Raw genomic sequence first — 21462 nt, forward strand, 5'->3', positions numbered from 1 at the left:
ACTAATTGGGAGTTGGTGCCAGTGCCTCGATCGCAGGCACCACAGGCAGCACATTATCAACGGCCGATTGGTAGTCCTGCGCTAGGGTATTCAGAAGCCCCAGATGGTAGTTCAAATAAACGCGGACCCAATTTTGGTTTGTTTCATGCATTTCTGCCACCGAACCCTTTCCCCTACCGAGAGTATCTTTGTCAGAGCTTCTGAAATCACTGTCCAACCGCTCGCGTATGAGATTCATTTGGTAGCTAAAGTTATCAAATGTCAGCTTCTCGCAGAGCCGAGAGTAACGTCGAAAAAAATCATCAGATGGGTGATATAGCCAAATTCGTTGATGCTTTTCGCTCCAAAACATTTCTTTAATTCTGATCATATTCGCTTCATCCGGAAATTCCGTCTTCAGATGCGATAACTTCAGTTCGTATTCCGCTTGAATTTTAAGCAATTCATTCGCGTATTTTTGATCTGGAGCCCCGAGTCGGCTAATCGGTATTTCAAACTCAATTGGCTCGCCATACATGTCTACGACCTCAGGCTGAGTAATGATAATGAAATGATTCTCCAGTCTCAAAAGTTGACCTGTAATCACCTTCCCTTTGACACTGCTCCAAGCGCGTATAGGGTAGTAAGGCACCGCGAAAACCACGCTCCCCATTATCCCTACCCATAGCATAAGCAAAAAGCGAATCACGCAGAAAACAGTAAAATAGGTGCCATAGATTCGTCTATCAATAAATCCCAAATAAGTGAAATTCGCTACACTCTAGTATTACCCTACCCCTGCCCACCCTCGGCAATGGTACGAGCGTGCTTATACTGTTCGCGGAAGTGGCCAGAGAGCGTCGTTAACAATTCAAGCCGCGCAAGAGCGTTGTCTCTGAGAGCCGCGGCGATGGTGGTCGAGGCCGCTTCATAATCAATGACGGACAAGTCGGAAAGCACGGCGAGCGCAGCGTCTGCATCGGCAGTGCGCCCCTCTGAACGAGCTTGCAGGATGCTTCCCCAGGCAGCGCGTAGTTCGTCTCCTGGATCAATGAAAGCGGCGCGGACCACAAAACGCAGTTCACTGAAGAGGTGCCCCGTCCACTTCGGGTGATAGACGAAGCCCTCCGTTTCCTCGTAAGGCTGGACGCTAGGGTCCGAGCGGTATTGCGCATATTCTGCATCGTAAAGATCTCGGCGAATCGGCGACCGACGCAGTGCGTATTGGGTCGGTCCTTCAGGCGTGCCAATCTTGAAGTCCCATTTTTTCTGCCCTTCAGGAGAAAGTGTGTATTCGATGAAGGCCTCGGCGACCTCTTTCTGCGGTGCACCGCGCAAGATACCAATCGGGTCGGCAGAAATCGATGAACCGCCCGGCGGCATGAGGAAACCGAAACGCTCCCCCCCCCCCCTCAAGCCGAGATTCCCCTCCTGAAAACGCCCATAAAAATCGATTGCCATGCCGATAGCGCAGTCTCCCGCCGAGACATCAAGTACAGGCTTGGTGGCGGAGTCAGTGAAGTAGCGGGCGTTCGCACTGATTTGCTGGATGAGCTTCATGCCATTGAGCCAGCCCTCGGGCACGGCCTCCGTTTCTAGCACACCCGCTGCCACGAGTTCATGCATCTGCTGCTGGACAAGCATCTCAAAGGCCTTGGTGATCGAGCCGCTTTTGGTCGGATCGGCAACCGCCACGCTGCCGTAAAATCGCGGGTCCGCCAGATCGCTCCAATGCGAGGGAACCCCCTTGAATCCAGCCGTGCGAAGTTCGTCATGGTTGAAGATAATCCCGAAGCTGGAGAGCACGGCACCAACGTACCGATGTTCGCTATCCCACAATATCTCGCCGGAGAATTTTTCCGGAATAACATCCTCAGTGAACCACTCGGGGTGCGTCTTAAAGATGTCCGAGGCAACGAGCTGGCCTTGCTGAGCCTTGACGTTAAAGTCATACCAACCGCCACCGTGAAAGAGGTCGATGCCGACGCCAATATTACTGTCGAGGAACGTGCGACGTGCGGATTGCTCCAAGGTGTCCTCGGCAAGATCGGCGGGCAACTGAATGCGGCGATTGTCATAAGCACCAGCGATCTCGGCGCTCCACGGGCGGCCAAGAGCCTTCGTCCAGTATTGACGGAACTGATTGGCGAATTCGGCGTTGAGGTATTTGACGATCTCGCTGGTGCCGCCCGGCGCGCGCCAGTCAATCGACACCACCTTGCCCGTGCGCTTTTGGTACCAATCACGGAAGCCGTGCTCGAACTCGTAGCGAATCGCCTCGTTGTGTGGCGAAATGATGACCAGCGTGATGTCGGGGTTCGTCACAACGTCCTGCTTCTTGCGCAAGGCAATCGGCACCCCCACGACGAGGCCGATCAGCAGGACGATGATGAGTATCTTAGGCATCAAATTTAGAATCGATCATGAAACGCAGGGGAGAAATTCATTAAGCTAATCCGTTAAAATAACCACGTCTTCTGGGCGGACGGCGGCGAAAAGTGCGCCTTCGCGGCCCCCACCAAGATGTTGCGGGTTAATTTCCGAGACCCGGAGTGTGGCTCCCCCCCCCCCTGCGGCGACTTCATAATGCGCGACCTCCCCGTAGTAAGTCTCACCGATTATCTTGGCCGGGATCGCGTTGACCACCGGTGCCTGCTCGACGAGCGTAAGCATTTCTGGGCGAATCATCACGGTAACCTTGGCACCCGGCGCAAGTATAACGCCCACCGGGGCAACGCCCTGGATTTCGCCAAACGCAGTCTCGATGCGGTGGAACCCATTGGTCGAAGATTGGAATTTGCCGAAGAGAAAATTGGCCTCGCCAATGAAGTCCGCGACAAAGCGATTGCGCGGACGGCGGTAGACCTCCACTGGTGTGCCGACCTGCTGAAGCTCTCCCTGAGAGAACACAGCCATCCGGTCGGCGATGCTCAGGGCCTCTTTTTGGTCGTGGGTCACGTAAATCGTGGTCAGCGCATATTCTTTACAGATACGCCGGATTTCCAAACGCATGTCGTTCCGAAGCTTGGCATCCAGATTAGAAAGCGGCTCGTCGAGCAGCAAGCATTTCGGGCGGATGACTAGCGCTCGGGCTAGGGCGACGCGCTGTTGCTGCCCGCCAGAGAGCGCGTTAGGCTTGCGGGCAGAGTATTCCTCCATTTGGACGGATTTCAGGGCGTCGAGGGCGCGTTGCTGGCGTTCGGCCTTCTGGATTTTTTGCTGCTCCAGGCCGAAGGAAACATTTTCTAGGACGGTCATGTGCGGCCACAGGGCGTAGCTCTGGAACATCATCCCGGTGCCCCGCCGGTGGGGTTCCTTGTGAGTCACATCCTCCTGACCAAAAAGAATTTTGCCATCATCGGGGATGTAAAAGCCAGCTAGGCAACGTAGGAGCGTCGTCTTCCCGCAGCCACTCGGACCGAGCAGGAAAAAAAGCTCACCTGGCTGGATCTCGACGTCGATTCCAGCCAACGCTGTCGTCTCTCCGAAGCGCTTGACCACCCCTTGCACGCTTACACCGATCATGGGCTTCTAATGAGCGTAAGCAGTGGGGTCTGTCAAAACAAAGGCGTGGCAGCAGCGAATACTATCACTTGATTGCAACTTTCAGATGTAATTGGCCCGTAAAACGCTGATAATCAAACAGAATTCGCGTTCGGTTCTCATTGACACCGTTTAGCCCGTTGACACGCTGTGCGATTATTCATGTTGAGAGGAAAAATTTACGGATTGATTATAGCGGTCTTACTAACCGCCAGCGTCACGAGCGCTGAACGGGAGCTAAAAGCCGATAGTAGCGAAGACCAGAGCATTGAAGCTCTGCAAAAACGAGTCACCCAGAACCCAAAAGATCTGGAACTGCGCTATGCCCTCGGCATCGCCTATAACGAGCAGGCCATGAATGACGACGAGGCCGCGCTCGACCAGGCAATAAAGATTTTCCAAGACATCGTAAAGGAAGATCCCAATAGCGTAAAGGCCAAGGCCATGCTCGGCAGTTGCACCGTCATGAAGGCACAGCACGTCTCCATTTTCAAGAAACTCGACTACGTAGAAGACGGCTACACCATCTTGGATCAGGTAGTGGCCGATAAGCCCAACGACCCCGACCTACGGCTCATTCGTGGCGTTAACGCCGCACGCAGCCCGGGTTTCCTCGGACGGTCCGACGTTGCCGAGACGGATTTTGAATGGCTCTTGGCCGATCTAAAAAAGACCGACAACCATTACGACGACAACTATCGCCGTACTATCTATTTTTATGTCGGCGACTGGTTCTTGGAACAACGGGACAGCCGCTGCGTCGAATTGTTGATGAAAGCCTCCAAAACTCCGGGGGCACCACGTTTGACTGACGACATCAAGAAATCACTTAAAAAGGCAAAGAAACGCTTCCCGTCCACCTACGCCGCACTTGAGAAAGAATGACTTATATGAGCCACACTGAAGATTTAGCCGAGGTACTCGTCACTGAGGACCAGTTGGCAACGCGTATTGCGGAACTAGGCGAACAAATTACCAAGCACTACCTCGACCAGGGAATCGAGGAGATTGTCGTTGTCGCCGTAACTAATGGTGCCATCGTTTTTGTGGCAGATCTCATGCGAAAGCTAAATCTGCACACCCGTCTAGACTGCATTCGCGTATCCTCCTACAGGGATGAGACACAGCCTGTCACAGAACCAGAGATCATTGATAACATCCGTTTGAATGTCGAAGGCGAGCACGTGCTCCTCATCGACGACATACTCGACACTGGCAGCACCCTGCAAAAGCTTGTTGGAGTACTGCGCAGGATGCGCCCCGCCACCCTCAAAACCTGTGTTCTACTGGACAAGGAAGGACGCCGCACAAAGACATACCGCGCCAATTATTGTGGATTCACCATTCCGGAAGCTTTCGTTGTCGGCTACGGTCTGGACTTCGCCGAGCGCTACCGTAATCTGCCGTGTATAGGTGTTTTACGTCCGGAATTGCAAAACCCTCCGGAATGGTGCTAGCATTAAGTCTGAAGGTTGGAAAGTTCGTGAGTTAATCTGTTCAATATTTGACCTTTGAACTCACAAACTTTCCAACTTCCAAACTTAATAGAATGACCCTTACCGAGAAGAAAGACGCGTTGGTGGAGGATCTGTCGATCATCGAAGATCCGCAGGAGCGCTTTGCGTACATCATTGAGAATGCACGGAGCCAACCAGCCCTCACCGCTGAGTTTAAAGTAGAGGCCTTTCGAATTAAAGGCTGCCAATCGCAGCTTTGGCTAGTACCACGGCTAGAGAATGGCTTGTGCTACTTTGAGACCGACTCCGACGCCGTCATCACTAAAGGCATTGCTGGCCTGCTCACACAACTCTACAGCGGATTTCCGCCAGAGGAGATCATTGAAACACCGCCAAACTTCCTAGCCGAAGTGGGCATTACCCAGCATCTCACACCCAATCGACGAAATGGCCTCTCCAATGTCTGGAATACCATCAAATCATTTGCCGAACACTGCCTCAATCAGGTACAACGCCCCTAGCTTAATAAGTTCCATTAGCCGCAATAATTTACCTTGTCAAATGCACGTGCAACCATGTAGCCAATGCAGTAATCTAATACTCCGATGAATGTGCTCATTGCTGAAGATGACCTTATTTCCCAAAACCTGCTCAAAACGAATTTGCAGCAGATGGGCTATCAGGTTGCCGTCGCCAGTGATGGAGAGGAAGCTTGGCGTATTTACGACACATGCCCAACCCGTATTGTCGTCAGTGATTGGCTAATGCCTTGTCTAGATGGTCTGGGCCTCTTGGAGCGGATTCGCGAGCGCAAGAACGCAGACTACACCTATTTCATCATGCTCACAGCCAATGTCGGGGATGATCAGAATTACGTGAAGGCCATGGACGCTGGTGTCGACGATTTCCTGAGTAAACCACTCGATCGCAGCCAACTGAAAATGCGCCTGCGCGTCGCAGAGCGTATATTGCAAAGCACTTCACGAATTAAATCACTGGAAAACATCCTGACAATTTGCACCTACACCAAAAAGGTTAATTTTCCAGAGGAAGGCTGGCAAACAATTGAGGAATTCATCCAACGCCACCTAGGTCTGCAAGTCTCTCATGGAATCGCGCCAGACTACTATGAGCGTGTCATTAAACCACAGCTCGAAGAGCTACGTGAAGAAAACAACCGGTAAGGCACTGCAAATTCTGCATGCTTTTCACTTGTCGACGGACCGCACGCCCGTAGCATACGTCCCTTCATTCAACGATTAAAGTATGACACCCTGCCCGGGTGGTGGAATGGTAGACACTGGGGACTTAAAATCCCTTGGCCGCAAGGCCGTGCGGGTTCGAGTCCCGCCCCGGGCACCACTTTGATAGTCAATGATTTACAGAACAGAAAATCAGACTACGGTACAGCCAATTTTTGCATTTGTGCAGTCATAGTGCACCTAAACAGCCCGATGAAAGTAAAAATTACTAGAGCAAAAATCTTAGGATATGACATTTCGACCCTTTCTGATGCAGAATTAGCCAAGGGCATTCGGCTTACTGACTCTGATGACGACCACATTATAATCTGCGATAGCGGGAAGCCCAAAAAGATCAAGGCAGACATAAAAGCTGAGATCATTGATGTCGATATTACCGAAAAGGGTATTCGACAGCTTACAGGTCACTTTGCTACTTTCCTTTATCGTGATGGAATCATGATCGATCTTAAGAAGCACCAAGATGTACAGACTGTGGAGGAATAGAATAGAATTGCCCAGCGGCAATAGGCGTAATTTGGATAACTTGTATCTTGAACTCACTCAATAGGCCAATAACCCCCGTCTGTGAGTTGCACGAGCTGACCCTTTAGCCCGTCCCCACGATTGGCGAGCAGATAATCCTTGGCTGCGCTCTCGCTCTTGAAGTGCAAGGCGTCCTGCGGGTCATTGGTAGATGCAAAGATTATTGGATCAACGGAGCCAGCCTTGGCTCGGTAAGGTGCGTGAAGTTTCCGGTCTGGTAGCTGTATTGCGAAAATTGGCATGCTTGGACGTTCACGCCTTTAGTGTGTGCCGTCAAGTGGCTCGCCTAGTAAATCGGTAGTCAGGTAAGCGGGAATTTATTGCTTGGCTCATGGATAGGCGGCTTTCTTGTTTGCCCTTTGCGGGCGGTTCGGTAGGTCTTCTTGCTCTCTTGGTTCATCGCGTAGTCCAGTTTTTGGCGAGCGTAGCGGCCATTGTCGCAGGGCTTGATTTTCCACTTGGCACACTAGTCGTAGAAGCTACTTTCGGAGCGTTTGCCGACGTAGACCATCGCTTCTTTGGTATTTAAAACTGCCTACTTGAATCTGACTTCGCGGAGGACGATGGTCGGATAAAGTCGAGCTGCACCTCATTGGCGTAGGCCCATGCGTCGAGAACCTTGCCAGCAAACTCAGGTCCATTGTCTACCGTGATTGCCTGTGGCAGCGCACCGGCAGTGCGGGCAGCCAGGTCCAGTGCATCGGCAACTTTGGATGCGCTGATGGATCGGTCCGCGTACTGGCGCTTCCAGCGGTGAAAATTCTATTCGGTAACGCCAAGCTCTCGGCTGACATCAGCGATCTTCCGACCGCCTTCGACTTGCCGAAGCGCATAGATTATCTGTTCCTCTTTGAATCGTTTGCCGTTCTTTTTCATCTATTGGATTCCTTTCTGGTGGAACCCAATCTAGCCAGCAAATCATAACACTAGCGTGGCTCAGTTTTTGGAGAGCAGGTCAATTTGACAGTCCAATGAATAGCTCAATTGCGCGCAGAATCCCGGTTTAAAATTCAGTAAGCGATTAAGCTTCCTCAGTATCACGGTCTAAAATCAGCATCAGTTCTTTTGCGACCAGAGCCGATACAACACATGCTCCGTTCGGTGTAAAATGTGCGTAATCTTCATGTTTCGTTGCCGTTAGCCATTGCAGTTTAGTTTCTCCAAAACCAGCCATTAGGTCACCTGTCATTTCAAACAAGTCAATAACTGGTATGGCATGCTCTTGGCCAAGGTTCCTAACCGCTTCCACGTAGGGAAGCAGTTCTTCGGTCGGATTGCCTTCGTCATCAAACTTCAATCGGTGAGGCGAAGTCACAAAAATAGGTTTAGCGCCACAGATCTTGGCCATCTCGGCCATTTCCAAAAGATTATCTTTATACGCTCCATGTGCCTCCGTAAATCGGGCGGGATCGTAGTCCTTCATATCGTTATGTCCGAATTGAATCAACCAATACACCGCCTCGCAAGTCTGCGCCTTACTATAAGCCTCCGAGCATAAAAAAGACTTGGTGCTAGCTCCAGACACGGCAAGATTCACAACCTCATGGTCAGGCAGTAACTCATTTAATGGTTCTCCCCACCCTTTTGTTCCACTATCAGGCCTTAAGCGAGCAACCGTGGAATCCCCCAATAAAAGTATACGTGGCCTGAGTGCGTCAGCGTTCTCTTGATCCATGGAGCTCGTCGAAGCAGCCAATAAAATTCTTTCAATATGTCCGACGAGAAACGCCGCCTGCCATGAACGAATAACTTCATTAAAATGGACGTGGTCGCAGTAGAGCTCGCCTTCCAGTGTCTCGGTAAAGCGATGCAGGTCTATAATAGGCACGCCAGCATGCAACATAACATCCTCCGCGGCTAAATTATATGCATCCACATCGCACTGGTGACGGTGTATTTCCGGACAATGCTTCTGGTGACGCTCATCATCCACTGGAGTCGTCGAAATCCATACCAGTGAAATGTCATACTCGCGCATTAAAGTGACAACGCTTTTTAGGTTACGAATATAATCGTTCAATTCTATCTGTCGCTGTTCGGTCTGCCAATCCGTTTTGATATCATGAAGCCCACAGTTAAGAATGACCCATTTCGCCGTAAACTCCGCAGTAGGCAAAATTTGCTTTAGAAAAGCCAAAACCATGGAGGAATCGCCACAATTTGCCCCTTGAGGATGATCTAAATTCCTCAAGGCCTCTTTGTAGCCATTTCTAGTGGTCACCTTCGCGACCCCTTTCAAATAACTCAAAAGATAAGGCCGGTAGTGGACGGATATACTATCCCCGAGCCAAAAGAGTTCCGGTAGAGTGTTCAGACTTTTCATTCAGAATCGATTTGGAATCCAGTAATCGTTTGCAGGAGGAAGTATGATTAACCATTCCCCATAATACGCATTTAGCAGCGCGGCTTGGATCATAGGCCAAATGCATTCGATTTGAGGGGATCGCTTTGTCCTTCTTCTTAACCATAGGATCCGAACCAACCAGAATTGCCCCATTTAAATCTGGATTTTCCGTAACCTCTGCTTGATTCAACCAAGCGGTTATCCACAAGCGCAACCCGATATCCTTAAAACGTTCATCTGGCACCTTGCCATACAACCATAACAAACCATTGGCACATTCATACATAGACATGTTCGCTTCTGGTTGATCGCTTACTAGCAACTTATCGCCGATACAATACGGCAGCGCTCCACGACAGTAATATAACCTTGTAATAAAATTGCCTAAACGCCTCGCGCAATTCAACAATCTTTCATCTTCAAATACTGCGTAGGCTTCTGCGATCGCATTCAGAATGTATGCGAAAAACATACACTTTGTTGAGCAATCTGTGACAGACATTTCCAAGTTACTCAAATCGTAATGCTGATAGAACGAGCCATCTGCCCGTTGCATTTTGAGCAATGCCCCAATCGCACGCTCATAAGCCTCCCGATAACGATTGTCCTGACTGTGCTGGTAGAGAGTCGCGTAGGTAGCAACAACATAAACGAAGCGGCTCCCAATGCGTGACCCTGATTCACACCAACCATTCGTCGGCGACCACCCAGAGCCAACCAATCCATTAGATAGCTGATTTGTTAATAGAGTCTCTCCCAATGGGCCGAGAGCATTCAATAGGCGTTCATCTCCCGTATATTTATAAAGTCGTATAAATTGTGCAGGCACACGCATGGAATACAACGAACTGTAAACTCCTGCATCCGTCCAATACCACATCATACCATGCGCATCTTTCTCAGGGCCGGAATAAAGCCCCTTATTATCATCGATTAATGCAATGGCATATTCGATAGCTTTCTGAATATAAGCTGGTCGATTCAGAGCTTCCGAGAGATCAAGCCAAGCCGATATGCTTTCCGCAGTATTACTGTTTGGATACATCCAATTTACATTACCGCAATAATCGTAGACGGCCATGCGATGCATTTTACCTCGCATGTCTGTGGATTCGGAAGCTGCCTTCATCCAGGAAGCGATACCGTTCATTGACCTTAGCACCATGGAACGATTAACAACATCACTCAGTTTGACAGATCCCATGAGTGGCGACTTCACTGATAGGTCCTCTGTTTCGGGTGTGGAATTAGGGCCAATGAGGTTGAGGTCTGACATTAGTGTTCTAAATGCTTAATAAAAAAATTTGCGCAGGCTTGAGCATTTAGCCCAAATCGTCTGGATACCGTTCAAGTTTCAGCCGGCGAGAAGTCTAAGACAATGACTACAGGATGAATACTGATTCAAGCAGGCTTCTTCGTATAGCCTTACACGATTTCACCGTAGCCTCCTTTGGTAAAAACACTGAACCATACTATATTGGCTCAACCCGAAACCAGCGAGTATCACCAACCTCCAAATCGATGGTTACAGCTTTTCCTTTATCCACAAGTTCTCCGGTATCAAAATCATACAACATGCTTGCTTCCGGCAATGAGAGTTCAACTGGCCCACTCTTGAGCCCGTGCAAAGACAGAAAACGCCCGTTGAATTCCACGGATGCTTGAGATGCATTCACAAAGATATGTACGCCAGCCTCTCTGGCAATATTACCCAACAAGCCTGCATCCAGTGTGCCTAACATACCGCAATAAACACTTGTCCAATCCTCGAATCGCTTAACGGCAATCGCTGGCTCGTTATCACTGTAAGAACCGAGAATCGTAACCTCTGGATCATCGACAATGAAGCGTAGAAATCCAGCGGGCATATTTTCTTTGGGGAGGCCGCCACTCATTAGCCTAAAAGCTGTTTCACCCATACCTGAAATGCCATAAACACCTTGAATCAAGACATCTTCTGATTCTGAAAAACGAACCTCCGGAAAAGACTCAACAACTTCTGATTTTACATTTATACCCGAGAGATCAGCGATATATTTTTCGGATAGTTCATTGTCTCCGACATAGCCTGAAGCATAATTCCACACTAAGGTACGGTTGCTGTTTTCAAACAGCCCTTTGATGCGTTCTCGCTGATCTGTAGTCATGCGAAAGGCATCTGCAAAAACCAATACTTTGTAGTCATGATAGTTCCCGTATTCTATTAGGTCAGAAAGGTAAATATCATCAAATGGCACCCCAATTTCCTTCAGGTAGGCGGGAGTATAGCGGTCGAGTATTTGTAGAATACTTACGCTGGCCCCTCCGATACTTTTACTGACACTCTTATAGAAATCCCCCATCCAATAGGCCGATTCATCATTCCAGACGATGGCAATTTCTGGCTGATAAGGAGTCGGATTATTCAGCTCGAGTTCTTTATAAGCCCGCACACCTTCCTTTATACTTTCCAATATTTCAGGATCACGAAATACGGTTGTCGCCAGATCCAAAAACCAATACCCCTGCCCTGCTGCAATCATCTGCGCAGCCTCCCGACGGAAAATACTTCGAAATTGGTCAGGATTCATAGCGGCACACAGCCGCGACGCCTGAATTTCTGCGCCACTGGTTCTTAGCCAAGTTCGTAAGTCCAGTTCTTTGACTGCAATTTTTCCATGCAAACCGATAGACGTCATCGCAGAGCGAATTCCCCCTACATTACCGGGATGGCGAAGCTCGTAGTAGGGTTGAGGAACGAGAATATCCAGTTCCTTAGAGGGTAGTAAGATAGTCTCCGCACCTTGGCCTCGACCCCCGCCCATTTGCCAGGTCATGGCAAATGCAGGCCGTTCCCAAGCTTTTTTGAAAGCTCGTGCAAGTCGCTCGCGAATGATCAGACCCTGCTCGGACTGAAATTGTTGATGATCAACAAAACGTTGATCCGTCTTAGGTGAAAGAAAGATGCTCTTGTTTTCCTTAACGGACTGCTCAAGCTCTGAAATCAATGGAATTTCCACTGTTTTGAGGGTGACCGAGTCATCTCCCCAAGCCTTTTGCAGAGCGTCATCTGCGCCGTACTTTTGCGTCAGCCAGGCCCGAAAAGCTTTCACAGCAGATTGACTATAATCCGGCCAGAGTGCAGTCATGAACTGGTAATCATGCCCACCGGAAATAAAAGCGCCAACGACACGATTGGCGTAGGGCTTCGTCTTAAGCTCCTCAACGAAGCGTTCAATGACTTCTTCAGCATCGCTCAGCGCCTGCTCACTAAAGGGAGATGGCCACCAACGGTAGGTGTTCAATGAGCTATTTCTCAGACGGCTATCGCCCCCCGATGGTAAATTGCTAGAGAAGCCCTTAAAATGGAGCCCATTACCATAACCCTTTTGACCATCACTATTCTGCCATGCTTCGCCTGGGTATTGCTTGACCCAATTTTTTGGCCAAGCAATATGCAGATTGAGTATAAAATTGCTGTCCTGTGCTTTTAATGAAGCTTGCTCAAGCCAATGAAGGGGAGTCCGGAAATCGAGTTGCATGCCATCGGACCATACCGGGTAAACCGGAGGATAGCGGTCATCCACGTCGTCAGTCAGTTGCACTGAAGAAATGAAGAGCTTTACATCCGCCAGTTGCTCCATTCCCGCATAATCACCGAAACTACTGCGAAGGATCGTGTAAAAAATTGGAGCTTGAACTTCACCATTGATATAAAGGCGCGGACGCCCACTTTCTTTCCTTACCTCTGCCACAACCGGTTCCTTCGGCTCAGGCTTCCATCGCTTCTCCGGAAAGGTTTCCGTGGGTGTGGGTTGTATGTATTTATAATCGGGAGCCGGAGCGCCAATATCGTCAACCCATACAGTGGTCGGATTACCACGCATAATGATACGCAGGTAATATTCTCGATCCACTTTTGACTTAGACACCTGAATAAAGCGCTTCGTCCATACAGATTCTGGCGTATTGCGCATCAGTGTCTGCCCATAAAATATCCATCCTCGTGCAATCTCACCCACCGTTAATTTACCATTCTCTTGCTCGAAGAAAAGTTGCAGCGTGGTGTTGAATGGAGCTGAGTCGCTACGAAAATAGACTCGGAACACGGGCTGCTCACCTGCTTTCACTATCATGGGCTTAACCGAACGCAGATAAATTTCTCCATCCGCTGTCGTTTTTTCTATTCGTAAACTCCCACCAGCGCCTCGGCTCTGGTTTACATCCAATACAACGGTGCCTTCACCGCCATCAGCATATTCAACCGTCCATTCGGACTCAAATCCGTCTGCTAAAAACTCTCCGTCTTGAATAGGTGAATCCTTAGCAGGGACTCCGGGGCTTGGGTTATAGATGATATCAATATCTTTGAAATTCTCTTCCATCAGCGCTCGCAATTCTGGATCCTTTAAGCCATCCAGCCTTGCGCGAAGCGCACTAATTGCCGAGATGCGTTCAAGCAAAGTAACAGCGTTTTTTGCCTGACGACGCAGCACAGCCTCTCCTGGCTCACCCAATCCCATCAGCGCAACCGCTGCGACAGAGCGGACCGCTTCTGGATTCTCCGCGCCTATCTTCTCCTCCAGAGCACGCAAAACGGCTGGAGAGACATCTCCCAGCTCGCGCAAGGTATAGGCTGCCATACCGACAGTCGCCTGATCTTTGGAATCCAGTAACCTAATTACGGTCTCCAGTTCCTCGGGAGTCGCTGCTTTCTTTTCGACAATTAACTCGCAGTAAGCGATGGGGGTTTCTCGTAAAGGGGCTGCGTTTAAAACAAGCGAACCCAGTAACAAGCCACCAGCGGCTGCCAATAAATGAATTTTCATATTACTTTAGTTATGCGAATTAACGACTTAACCGTTGGGGCATGCCTTCGTCATCAACTCTTCCGCCACGGCCTTCCAGCTGTTACGCGGAACGGAGAAACCTACAATTTTGCATTCATAGTTCTCCTCTGCCAATTCATTGCGATTCACACAAAGATATTGCTTATTGTAATAGTCAGACCTGTATTTCAGAAAGCTTTTGCGACCACTGACGCCTTTGTATACTTTTTCATAAACAAGTACAGCTCCGACATTGTCAGCCTCGGAAAAAAAGGCCGTTGCCTTAACGTCCGTCTCCAATGCGCGATTACTCTTGCTAGGAAAGACGCCACTATCAATTTTTCCGTTTGCGAGCAGAGCTTCCCACTCTGTCATCTTAGGACTCCAGCAATGCATGAAGACATATGCGTAGTCTACTTGGAAAGTATCCTCTAACATGTCAAAACGGGCGGATTCAGTCAGTCCCTCGCTACTCAATGTCACTTCCCAATAGCCACGAAAATAGGGCGCAAAGCGTGAAACTTTGATAAGCTTATATACGGAACCTTTTGGAGCACTAAAAGGCTGCTTCACTGGAAATTGCTCACCGTCGACTTCAAGAATAAGCGACTCTATTACCTCGCCGCCATGTTTAGTCCCAACAAACTCATATTTGCTGGGCAAATCCGGCCGAGCCTTCAACTTAACAACTGTCTGGTTAGCTCCATTATCCACCAAAATCTGTGCCCCTTTATAGCTAAGACCATCAATCGTCCAGGCACCTCTCTCTGAAAACTTGAGCTGATAGTCCCCAGCCTCAAGAGTCAGAGTGTCGTTACTCAATACTGGCTTCGATTCGGCTAAAACGCGATGGGGGAAAGCTACGGAAGCATACACTGCTGCCAGTAAGACTAAACCTTTTTTTGTAATCATAATTTTTCTATAGTTCTGGAGCAAAGTAGTCACGACCTAGCGGCTCATCGGCATCCGGCGGGTTTGACTTATCCAGGGGTATATTTTCAATATGTTGATCTAGGTAGAGCACATTGACCGTCGACCCACCATGCCTAGGATGTAAATCGTCGTAATCATACACCGAAAACTTTCCGGAAGCTCCCCCTTCCCTAATGGAATCAGCGACCAAAATCGTCTTTCCGGGATTTGCAATTCTGCTCAATAATTCCCCTTTTCGATAGGGTCCATCGCCTGGATTACTCGGTACCGGCGAGAGCCTCTGGTTGTAACCGTAATCTGTGTACAAACCACGGTTACTACCAGTCCATTCATCAGGCCGAGAGGGACATGTCATTGCATCAAAGCTTCTATCTGTGTATACATTCAGAATATATTCAAACCAAGTGGAACCACGAGGATGAACCTGTTTTCCAAATGTTGGCCCAGGATAAGAACCATGATACATGCCTTCTTCACTAGGGGGTAACCGGCCATTATGATCTGTGACGAAAAGCGTGATACCTTGCCCTATCGTACGAAGATTTGACGTGCATTTGGCCTGATCGGCCACCTGACGCACGCTCCTGATAGCAACGAACAATAGACTTGCCAAGATAGCCACGACAGCTACTGCACAGAGTAGCTCTATGAGCGTCATTGCATTCCGTTTTGGGTAATTCATTGAGAGTGCTATAAGTTTCTAATCGATGGCTACGGCGCTAGCACCTATCATCAACGTCTTTGCTTTCTGTGGACTAGTACGACCAATCCAAATGCCATGATCCCCACTATTGCAGCATTAGTGGAAGGCTCTGGAATTGTACCATAGGTAACAATTGCATCAGAAAATGTCATGCTTTCGGCAGTAGCACCACCAGTTCCCTGACTACCCAGGAAAAAGCCAATCGTATCGAAAGTGCTAGGGTAGTCGCTTGCAAAGTAATCAGTAAACGTGCCGCTGAAAGCATCTCCCCCATAGCTGCCGCTCATGATCATGTCATCACCAATGCGACCATATATCATAGTTAATGAAACCGGAACACCATTGGTATAGGATTTATTGAGCACTCCCGAATCCAAGCCATCGGTCGTTGTTGAAACAGAATTGGCAAATGCAGCATCATTGCCTACGTCCTTGCGAAAGACTGAGCCTGCTCCAGAAGTAACCGTGCTCGTAAAGGAACCCGTCCACCCATCACGCGCATCTGCCGGAGCTCCAATACGATTGGCACCAGCGGTCGCGGGCGTTTGGTGCGGGGAAGCACTATCATAAAAGCCAAAACGAAAACCGTTTAGGATTGCCGATGATGCCGAGTTGTAATCTACCGTAATGGAGGTCGTTAATGTCAGTTGCATACCATCGGCTAGCGACACTTCGCTACCCTCTTCGGCAAAATAGGACCAAATGTAGGAATTACGTGCATTTGTACTTCCACCGGAAGTGTCAAAATTGATCGTTGCCGTAGAAGTGCCTCCGTCTGATATCCCTGTCGGATCTCCCGAAGAAACGATATACCAGTCGTCAGCATTAAAAGTTTGGGCGTTGAGCAAGCAATGACTAAAAACCAAAACGCTGGTGATAGCCATGAGTGGGGATGTTTTTACTATTTTAGGTGTATGAAACATAAGAATAACCCTAGAAATAATTTCATGCTGAGGCAAAACTATAGCAATGAATACTGATTCAGGCGCTTGCTCTTTTCCTGCAAGAGACAATACTCAAAACATGGAGCATCCGAAACGAGTCACACAACGCGACCTAGCCAGTCATCTGTCGATGAGCCAAGTGACTGTCTCACGGGCCTTGTCAAACCATCCTCAGGTGTCACCCCCAACACGTAAACGTGTGCTCGACGCGGCACGTGAACTCGGCTATCAACCCGATCCAGTACTCGGTAGCCTGAACGCATATCGGCGCACACGCATGCCAATTGAAAAAGGACAATCCTTGGCTTGGATAATCGGGCAAGAAGAAGAAGACATGGGTGCAATATGGTACGATGGCGCACTCTTACAGGCAAACCAATACGGCTACCGACTTGAAAAGTTTAACCCCAACGCCGATGGCATGACGCCAAATCGCGTTATGAAAATTCTTTATAGCCGAAGCGTCAGCGGACTCATTTTTGCCCCCAGACGCCAGGCCCAGACCCAATTGAACATCGAAATAGACCCGTTTAGCGCCGTTGCCATTGGCTATACATTGCTCTCACCCATAGTTGATAGAGTAATTACAGATCACCACAATAACCTCATGCGGTGTTTTCAGAACCTGTATAATGCAGGATACCGCCGAATTGGCATGGCTACAACGCTTAATACTGAAAAGCGCGTAGAAGGTCGCCGTATCAGCGCCTTTTTATATCAACAATACTGTCATCCCGACGTAGAGCGTATCCCTATTGTGCAATATCCCAACACTACCAACGAGATGTCTCTCTTGGTGAAAGACTGGATAAAACAATGGGAACCAGAAGCCATACTGTGCCATAGCCCCTATATATTTACCATTTGCAAGGAGCTGAATTTACAGATCCCCAAGGATATTGCCATTGTATCTCTAGCGCAAAACAAACGATGGCCGAATTACAAAGAATGCTCCGGTATCGACGAACTTGGAAGTGAGGTCGGTGCCTTCGCCGTTGATACACTCGTTGCGCACATAAGGAATAACGAAAGGGGAAGCGCAAAAGAACGATACACCCACATGCTAGAAGGCAGATGGAATCCTGGAAAAACAATGATACATCCGACTCTTCCACTAAAATCCACTAAGAAAGAAAATCACTAACGGAAAAAGAGCCAATGAAGTTGCTAGCCATCTACGTTCTATGTACTGCCACAGTACTGGCTATTCCATCAGGTGATAGCGACCTTATCTATCAATCTTTGACGTACGCAGAAGAATTGAATTTAGGCGAAAAACCATCGGTGATACTGCCGCTAAAACAATTCTGGCTCCCTGAACCAGAGAAAGACTTCCTACCTGCCGTTGCCCTTCTCTATCCGAGGAAAGACAGCTTGGAAATCGTTGTTACGATGAAAGATGCTGCAGTGTACAGCGACGCCAACGGTTCAAACCAATTCATGTGGAAGCTCGGTGACGTCGTAGAGATATTTATCGGAGTAGAAGGAAAGGGCAACTATTGGGAACTACACGTCACGCCAAACAATTACCACTTGCAGTTGCACTGGAGCCATGACGGGCTGGATAACGTTAGAGCAGGCGAAAAATCAATCGAGGATTTCATGGTCGACGCACCCTCCCTCTTTGAGAGCCAAGTCAGCATTGGTCCAGAAAAAGACATTTGGCAGGTGCATGTCACCCTACCCTGGCAATCGATTGGACTCGCTCCTGGCCAGTGCGACTATGAAGTCGATATGGCAATTTGCCGCTACGATGCCACTCCTGGTGTCGTAGGCACAGTCCTTTCTTCGACAGCCCCTCTCAGAGCACGTAGCTATCATAGACGCCTGGAATGGAATGCTCTATCTCTAACTCCCCAGAGCCTCGCCAAGGATTAAACCAATAACTTTGGTTCACTTGGAGCCTTTTTGCACATGCTCCTCCTCGGTGACAGTACCGTCGTCCGTCGCATCCCGAGTGGTCGACCTTAACAAACGTGCCATGATAACCAAATCGTGAAAACCTCCCCAGAGGAACCAAACGACAGTGATTAGTCCGAAAACGAAGGTTATGCCAACTTTGAAGCCCCACCATTTTTCCCAAATGTAATCGGGTATGGCCCAAAAAGCATTCAGGATAGTCCCGATCAGGAACACGAAGACGAAGAAGAGCGCCCAAGTCAGCTTGAGCACATAGATGCATTTATCGCCACGTGTAAACTGCGGCCCGACACCGAGTCGTTCCCATAAAGTTTTAGACTTACGACGTGTCTCCAAAGCAGGAGAAACTATCTCACTGGATTGATCGGAAGACTCGGCATATTTTCCACGGTGAAGCAGTCGATCCATGTCAGCCGGCGGTCTTTTGGAAAGCAAAGAGCAGAATACGTAAGCGGATACGGCAATCAAAGCCGCAATGAAGGACATCTCCATGCCGTTGAGGGGAAACTTCTCTGGCAAGCGGCCAAGGAATACAAATTCAGGCCAGGCTTCCTTCATGTGGGGTAGCCCATAGGGCCAGACGATATTGCGAACAACAATTCCCGTCACGGCGACAAGAGATCCGCAAATCATCGCCGCCCAAGCCCCCCCTGCTGTCCCACGCTTCCAATAGAGCCCGCCAATGATCACCGCCCCGGCACCCCCTAAATAGACTGCGCCAGTAATCTGGAAATACATGTATATGTAATCCTGAAGCGGGAAGACGAGGCCCCAAATAAAGGCAAAGGTCGCCACACCAATGATGGACAAACGTAAAGCCCACATGTGAGCCCGTTGCGACAAGGGTTTCTTCCGCAGAGGCTGGTAAACATCCTGGATAAAGATACTGCCCCAAGAGTGCAGATAGGTGTTATCGGTGGAAACAGCCGCCAGAATAACGACCGCCGCGAACAACCCCATGACACCGGTCGGTAAGATCGCTCCCAAGGCCATGGGCACCAGCATTTCCTTCTGCGTCTGCTCATTGCCAATGAGCTCCAAGCTAACATGTATCTGAGCAGCGCTATCGGCAAACTGAGGCAGGTGCATGTAAGCATACACGCAAATAGGTACCATGATAATCGCGAGACTGGTTATCATACCACGGAATTCGCCCAGAATGCCTGCCATCCGAGCCTCGTGAGGCGTCCTCGCTGCCGCATTGTATCCCTGAGACCCCTGCCAAGCACGTGTCCCATAGATGTTCAAAATCCCCATCATGATGAAGAACCAAACATTGAAGTCGGATACGTTCCCTTGATCAAAGGGGTTAAGTTTAGACTGCCCTGGTGGAGACTGCTTAAGGCCTTCGAGCACTTCGGACCAGGACATATGGTAAAAAAGAATCCCCAAAACCAATAGCATAACGATAACGACGAACTGCCCCTGAATCATATCAGTCACCATGATTGAGATCTGCCCCCCCAGCATCGTCATCACCACTGCTAGTGTCAGCAAAGTCAGCATGACAAGCGCCAGCGTAGATATAGTTAGCCCGAATAGTTCAAAATTGGGCGGCAATCCTGTAAAGTAAATGAGGAAGCGCGCACTGACCGCAGGGAATATTCCGTAATTGAGAATACCGGAAGACCATGCCAGAATCCCGGCAAACACGCGGAATTTCTTGCTGTAGCGCATCTCAAAAAACTGCGCCATTGTCATCGCACGTGTCTCGCGGTAGCGGTAGATGACAAACCCGGTCAATGTAATGATTAGGGTTATAGGCATAACCATCTGAACCCACCAGGCGGCTCCGAAGCCAGCCTGATAGAACTTCTCAAAGTGAGCCGCAATCGATATCGCCCCTAGCCCTGCCATGCCCTGACCCACAGAAATGAGATATCGACCAGCCAGCCGGTTAGCAGCCAGAAAGTCCGCTACACTCTTCGTCAATCGAGAAGCCCACCAGCAGATTAAAAAAAGGGCAACAACTGCTGCAGCAAGAATCCCCCAATCGAGCAAATCCATATTCATATCTACTAACCTGCCCGATTTCCGGCGGTCAAACGGCCGTGGTTGATATAGCCAGCCGCTAGAGCGTGAGCACCAAGTCTATCGATTGGCTCGTCTTCATGTGCCATCGGCGTGTCATTCATTCCGCCGTTAGACATAGGAGCATGTAGAGAATAAATTTTAAATAGAGCGTGGATCGCAGACCTAAGACATCTTAAGCTCTTTGCTAAAATCAGTATCCTTACTATCCCTGTCATCTTCTTTACATAAGCGGACACATCGGTCTTTTTCTTAATCAATACTTTATAATCTGCGCAATGCAGCGGCAGGGTAAACGGACAGTACATAAAGTTCGAGAAAAGCATGGTTCTAGCACACTATACAGAGTGAACCCCTTGTGACGCCGAAACAATCTACGGTTTCCAGTAAATTTTTCTCAAGATCACCAACGACTCCGAGGCTTGATTTTGAAATATCTAGCATAATTAAAAATAGGTTCCCTCTTCGTATCATTATGATGTCTCTAACTTAATCTTTTCGGTCACCCACTAGTCGTAGTGCCCCTAAGATAACTCGCTGAACAGATTTGAAGTTTTTCAAGCCCTACTGCACACTAAATATCCAATAACCAGCTCCACCAAGCAAGTAAGCCGCCTAGAATACTGATTCAGAAAACTCTGAGCCCTGAGGCAACTCCGGTTCCAGGGGCGTTTCCATGGGCAAACGCCCTCTTCCATTAGTTTAAGAATTCGTTCAGTCACTTTTTCATAAGGTGTCGATTTCATCATTTCTCGCTTGTTGGGTTTGGTTCTGCGGTCCTCCCCCTCAGTTTGGGTCCCTTTGAACGCGACCACTTGAACTGACTGTATTTGGCCTTTATGAAAGGACCGATATCATGAAACGAGGACGCCGAAAGACAGAAGACATTATCGCGTATTTTACGCTACAGCGAAGGCTTGAGCGTTGATGAAGACGGCATTAGCCAAGCAACATTTAGTCGCTACAAGAAGCAGTTTGGCGGTATGAGCGTGAAGGAAGCCCAACGTCTACGT

The 21462-nt window shown here is 49.0% G+C and carries 22 protein-coding genes and 1 tRNA gene; 9 read left to right on the top strand and 14 right to left on the bottom strand.

Annotated features, from left to right (window positions below; all coding sequences use genetic code 11):
• Window position 1: 1 nt before the first annotated feature.
• Genes IE065_RS13930 through IE065_RS13940 form a run of 3 tightly spaced genes read right to left on the bottom strand, consistent with a single transcriptional unit; the run spans window position 2 to window position 3504 of the window.
• On the bottom strand, window positions 2–739 hold the full coding sequence (locus tag IE065_RS13930; protein WP_189516138.1) for a hypothetical protein: 738 nt from the start codon (window positions 737–739) through the stop codon (window positions 2–4).
• Between the two features lie 32 nt (window positions 740–771).
• On the bottom strand, window positions 772–2385 hold the full coding sequence (locus tag IE065_RS13935; RefSeq protein ID WP_189516140.1) for an ABC transporter substrate-binding protein: 1614 nt from the start codon (window positions 2383–2385) through the stop codon (window positions 772–774).
• 45 nt (window positions 2386–2430) lie between these two features.
• Window positions 2431–3504 (bottom strand): ABC transporter ATP-binding protein, encoded by a 1074-nt coding sequence (locus IE065_RS13940; protein WP_189516142.1) that lies wholly within the window; start codon window positions 3502–3504, stop codon window positions 2431–2433.
• Window positions 3505–3684: 180 nt separating this feature from the next.
• Here IE065_RS13940 and IE065_RS13945 point away from each other — a divergent pair, with 180 nt between their 5' ends.
• The 6 genes from IE065_RS13945 to IE065_RS13970 all read left to right on the top strand — a co-directional run bounded on the left by IE065_RS13945 (window position 3685) and on the right by IE065_RS13970 (window position 6727).
• Entirely contained in the window at window positions 3685–4407 is a 723-nt protein-coding gene (locus IE065_RS13945; protein WP_189516145.1) for a tetratricopeptide repeat protein, read from the top strand.
• A 5-nt stretch (window positions 4408–4412) separates the two neighbouring features.
• Complete coding sequence (gene hpt / locus IE065_RS13950) at window positions 4413–4979, top strand: hypoxanthine phosphoribosyltransferase (RefSeq protein ID WP_189516147.1); 567 nt, start codon at window positions 4413–4415, stop codon at window positions 4977–4979.
• A 92-nt stretch (window positions 4980–5071) separates the two neighbouring features.
• Entirely contained in the window at window positions 5072–5500 is a 429-nt protein-coding gene (locus tag IE065_RS13955) for a SufE family protein (protein WP_189516148.1), read from the top strand.
• 84 nt (window positions 5501–5584) lie between these two features.
• On the top strand, window positions 5585–6163 hold the full coding sequence (locus tag IE065_RS13960; RefSeq protein ID WP_189516150.1) for a response regulator: 579 nt from the start codon (window positions 5585–5587) through the stop codon (window positions 6161–6163).
• A gap of 92 nt (window positions 6164–6255) precedes the next feature.
• Window positions 6256–6341, top strand: a tRNA-Leu gene (locus IE065_RS13965).
• Window positions 6342–6433: 92 nt separating this feature from the next.
• Window positions 6434–6727 (top strand): hypothetical protein, encoded by a 294-nt coding sequence (locus IE065_RS13970; protein ID WP_189516152.1) that lies wholly within the window; start codon window positions 6434–6436, stop codon window positions 6725–6727.
• A 53-nt stretch (window positions 6728–6780) separates the two neighbouring features.
• Here IE065_RS13970 and IE065_RS13975 read toward each other — a convergent pair whose 3' ends face one another.
• Both IE065_RS13975 and IE065_RS18310 read right to left on the bottom strand, forming a co-directional pair.
• Complete coding sequence (locus IE065_RS13975; RefSeq protein WP_189516153.1) at window positions 6781–7008, bottom strand: hypothetical protein; 228 nt, start codon at window positions 7006–7008, stop codon at window positions 6781–6783.
• 283 nt (window positions 7009–7291) lie between these two features.
• Window positions 7292–7489, bottom strand: coding sequence for an integrase catalytic domain-containing protein (locus IE065_RS18310; protein WP_378080350.1), 198 nt, complete (start codon window positions 7487–7489; stop codon window positions 7292–7294).
• A gap of 30 nt (window positions 7490–7519) precedes the next feature.
• Here IE065_RS18310 and IE065_RS18095 point away from each other — a divergent pair, with 30 nt between their 5' ends.
• Window positions 7520–7690: a hypothetical protein gene (locus IE065_RS18095; RefSeq protein WP_229792125.1), complete on the top strand. Its 171-nt coding sequence runs from the start codon at window positions 7520–7522 to the stop codon at window positions 7688–7690.
• Window positions 7691–7787: 97 nt separating this feature from the next.
• Here the strand turns inward: IE065_RS18095 and IE065_RS13985 are convergent, their stop codons facing one another.
• The 6 genes from IE065_RS13985 to IE065_RS14010 form a co-directional block, all read right to left on the bottom strand.
• Window positions 7788–9089, bottom strand: a complete 1302-nt coding sequence (locus IE065_RS13985; protein WP_189516157.1) for an SGNH/GDSL hydrolase family protein — start codon at window positions 9087–9089, stop codon at window positions 7788–7790.
• A complete protein-coding gene (locus tag IE065_RS13990; RefSeq protein WP_189516159.1) occupies window positions 9043–10386 on the bottom strand; it encodes a pectate lyase in 1344 nt (447 codons plus the stop codon). Before IE065_RS13990 ends, IE065_RS13985 begins: the two co-directional genes overlap by 47 nt.
• Window positions 10387–10582: 196 nt before the next feature.
• On the bottom strand, window positions 10583–13918 hold the full coding sequence (locus IE065_RS13995; RefSeq protein WP_189516162.1) for a beta-galactosidase: 3336 nt from the start codon (window positions 13916–13918) through the stop codon (window positions 10583–10585).
• Window positions 13919–13945: 27 nt separating this feature from the next.
• The gene (locus tag IE065_RS14000) at window positions 13946–14830 is read right to left on the bottom strand and encodes a hypothetical protein (protein ID WP_189516164.1); all 885 of its coding nucleotides are present in this window, start codon (window positions 14828–14830) and stop codon (window positions 13946–13948) included.
• A 7-nt stretch (window positions 14831–14837) separates the two neighbouring features.
• The gene (locus tag IE065_RS14005) at window positions 14838–15533 is read right to left on the bottom strand and encodes a type II secretion system protein (protein WP_189516166.1); all 696 of its coding nucleotides are present in this window, start codon (window positions 15531–15533) and stop codon (window positions 14838–14840) included.
• A gap of 50 nt (window positions 15534–15583) precedes the next feature.
• The gene (locus IE065_RS14010; protein WP_189516168.1) at window positions 15584–16438 is read right to left on the bottom strand and encodes a hypothetical protein; all 855 of its coding nucleotides are present in this window, start codon (window positions 16436–16438) and stop codon (window positions 15584–15586) included.
• Window positions 16439–16523: 85 nt separating this feature from the next.
• Between IE065_RS14010 and IE065_RS14015 the strand changes: the two genes are divergently transcribed.
• Both IE065_RS14015 and IE065_RS14020 read left to right on the top strand, forming a co-directional pair.
• Complete coding sequence (locus tag IE065_RS14015; protein ID WP_189516170.1) at window positions 16524–17642, top strand: LacI family DNA-binding transcriptional regulator; 1119 nt, start codon at window positions 16524–16526, stop codon at window positions 17640–17642.
• Between the two features lie 98 nt (window positions 17643–17740).
• Entirely contained in the window at window positions 17741–18376 is a 636-nt protein-coding gene (locus IE065_RS14020) for a DOMON domain-containing protein (protein WP_189516172.1), read from the top strand.
• Between the two features lie 15 nt (window positions 18377–18391).
• On the opposite strand, the gene IE065_RS14025 is transcribed toward IE065_RS14020, so the two are convergent.
• The 3 genes from IE065_RS14025 to IE065_RS18430 all read right to left on the bottom strand — a co-directional run bounded on the left by IE065_RS14025 (window position 18392) and on the right by IE065_RS18430 (window position 21198).
• Window positions 18392–20431, bottom strand: a complete 2040-nt coding sequence (locus IE065_RS14025) for a sodium:solute symporter family protein (protein WP_189516174.1) — start codon at window positions 20429–20431, stop codon at window positions 18392–18394.
• A 5-nt stretch (window positions 20432–20436) separates the two neighbouring features.
• Entirely contained in the window at window positions 20437–20568 is a 132-nt protein-coding gene (locus IE065_RS18225) for a hypothetical protein (protein WP_267908252.1), read from the bottom strand.
• A 438-nt stretch (window positions 20569–21006) separates the two neighbouring features.
• Window positions 21007–21198 (bottom strand): ArdC-like ssDNA-binding domain-containing protein, encoded by a 192-nt coding sequence (locus IE065_RS18430; protein ID WP_425491920.1) that lies wholly within the window; start codon window positions 21196–21198, stop codon window positions 21007–21009.
• Window positions 21199–21462: the final 264 nt, after the last annotated feature.

It is taken from the genome of Cerasicoccus arenae (assembly GCF_014651635.1).
In the GTDB taxonomy this organism is placed as follows: domain Bacteria; phylum Verrucomicrobiota; class Verrucomicrobiia; order Opitutales; family Cerasicoccaceae; genus Cerasicoccus; species Cerasicoccus arenae.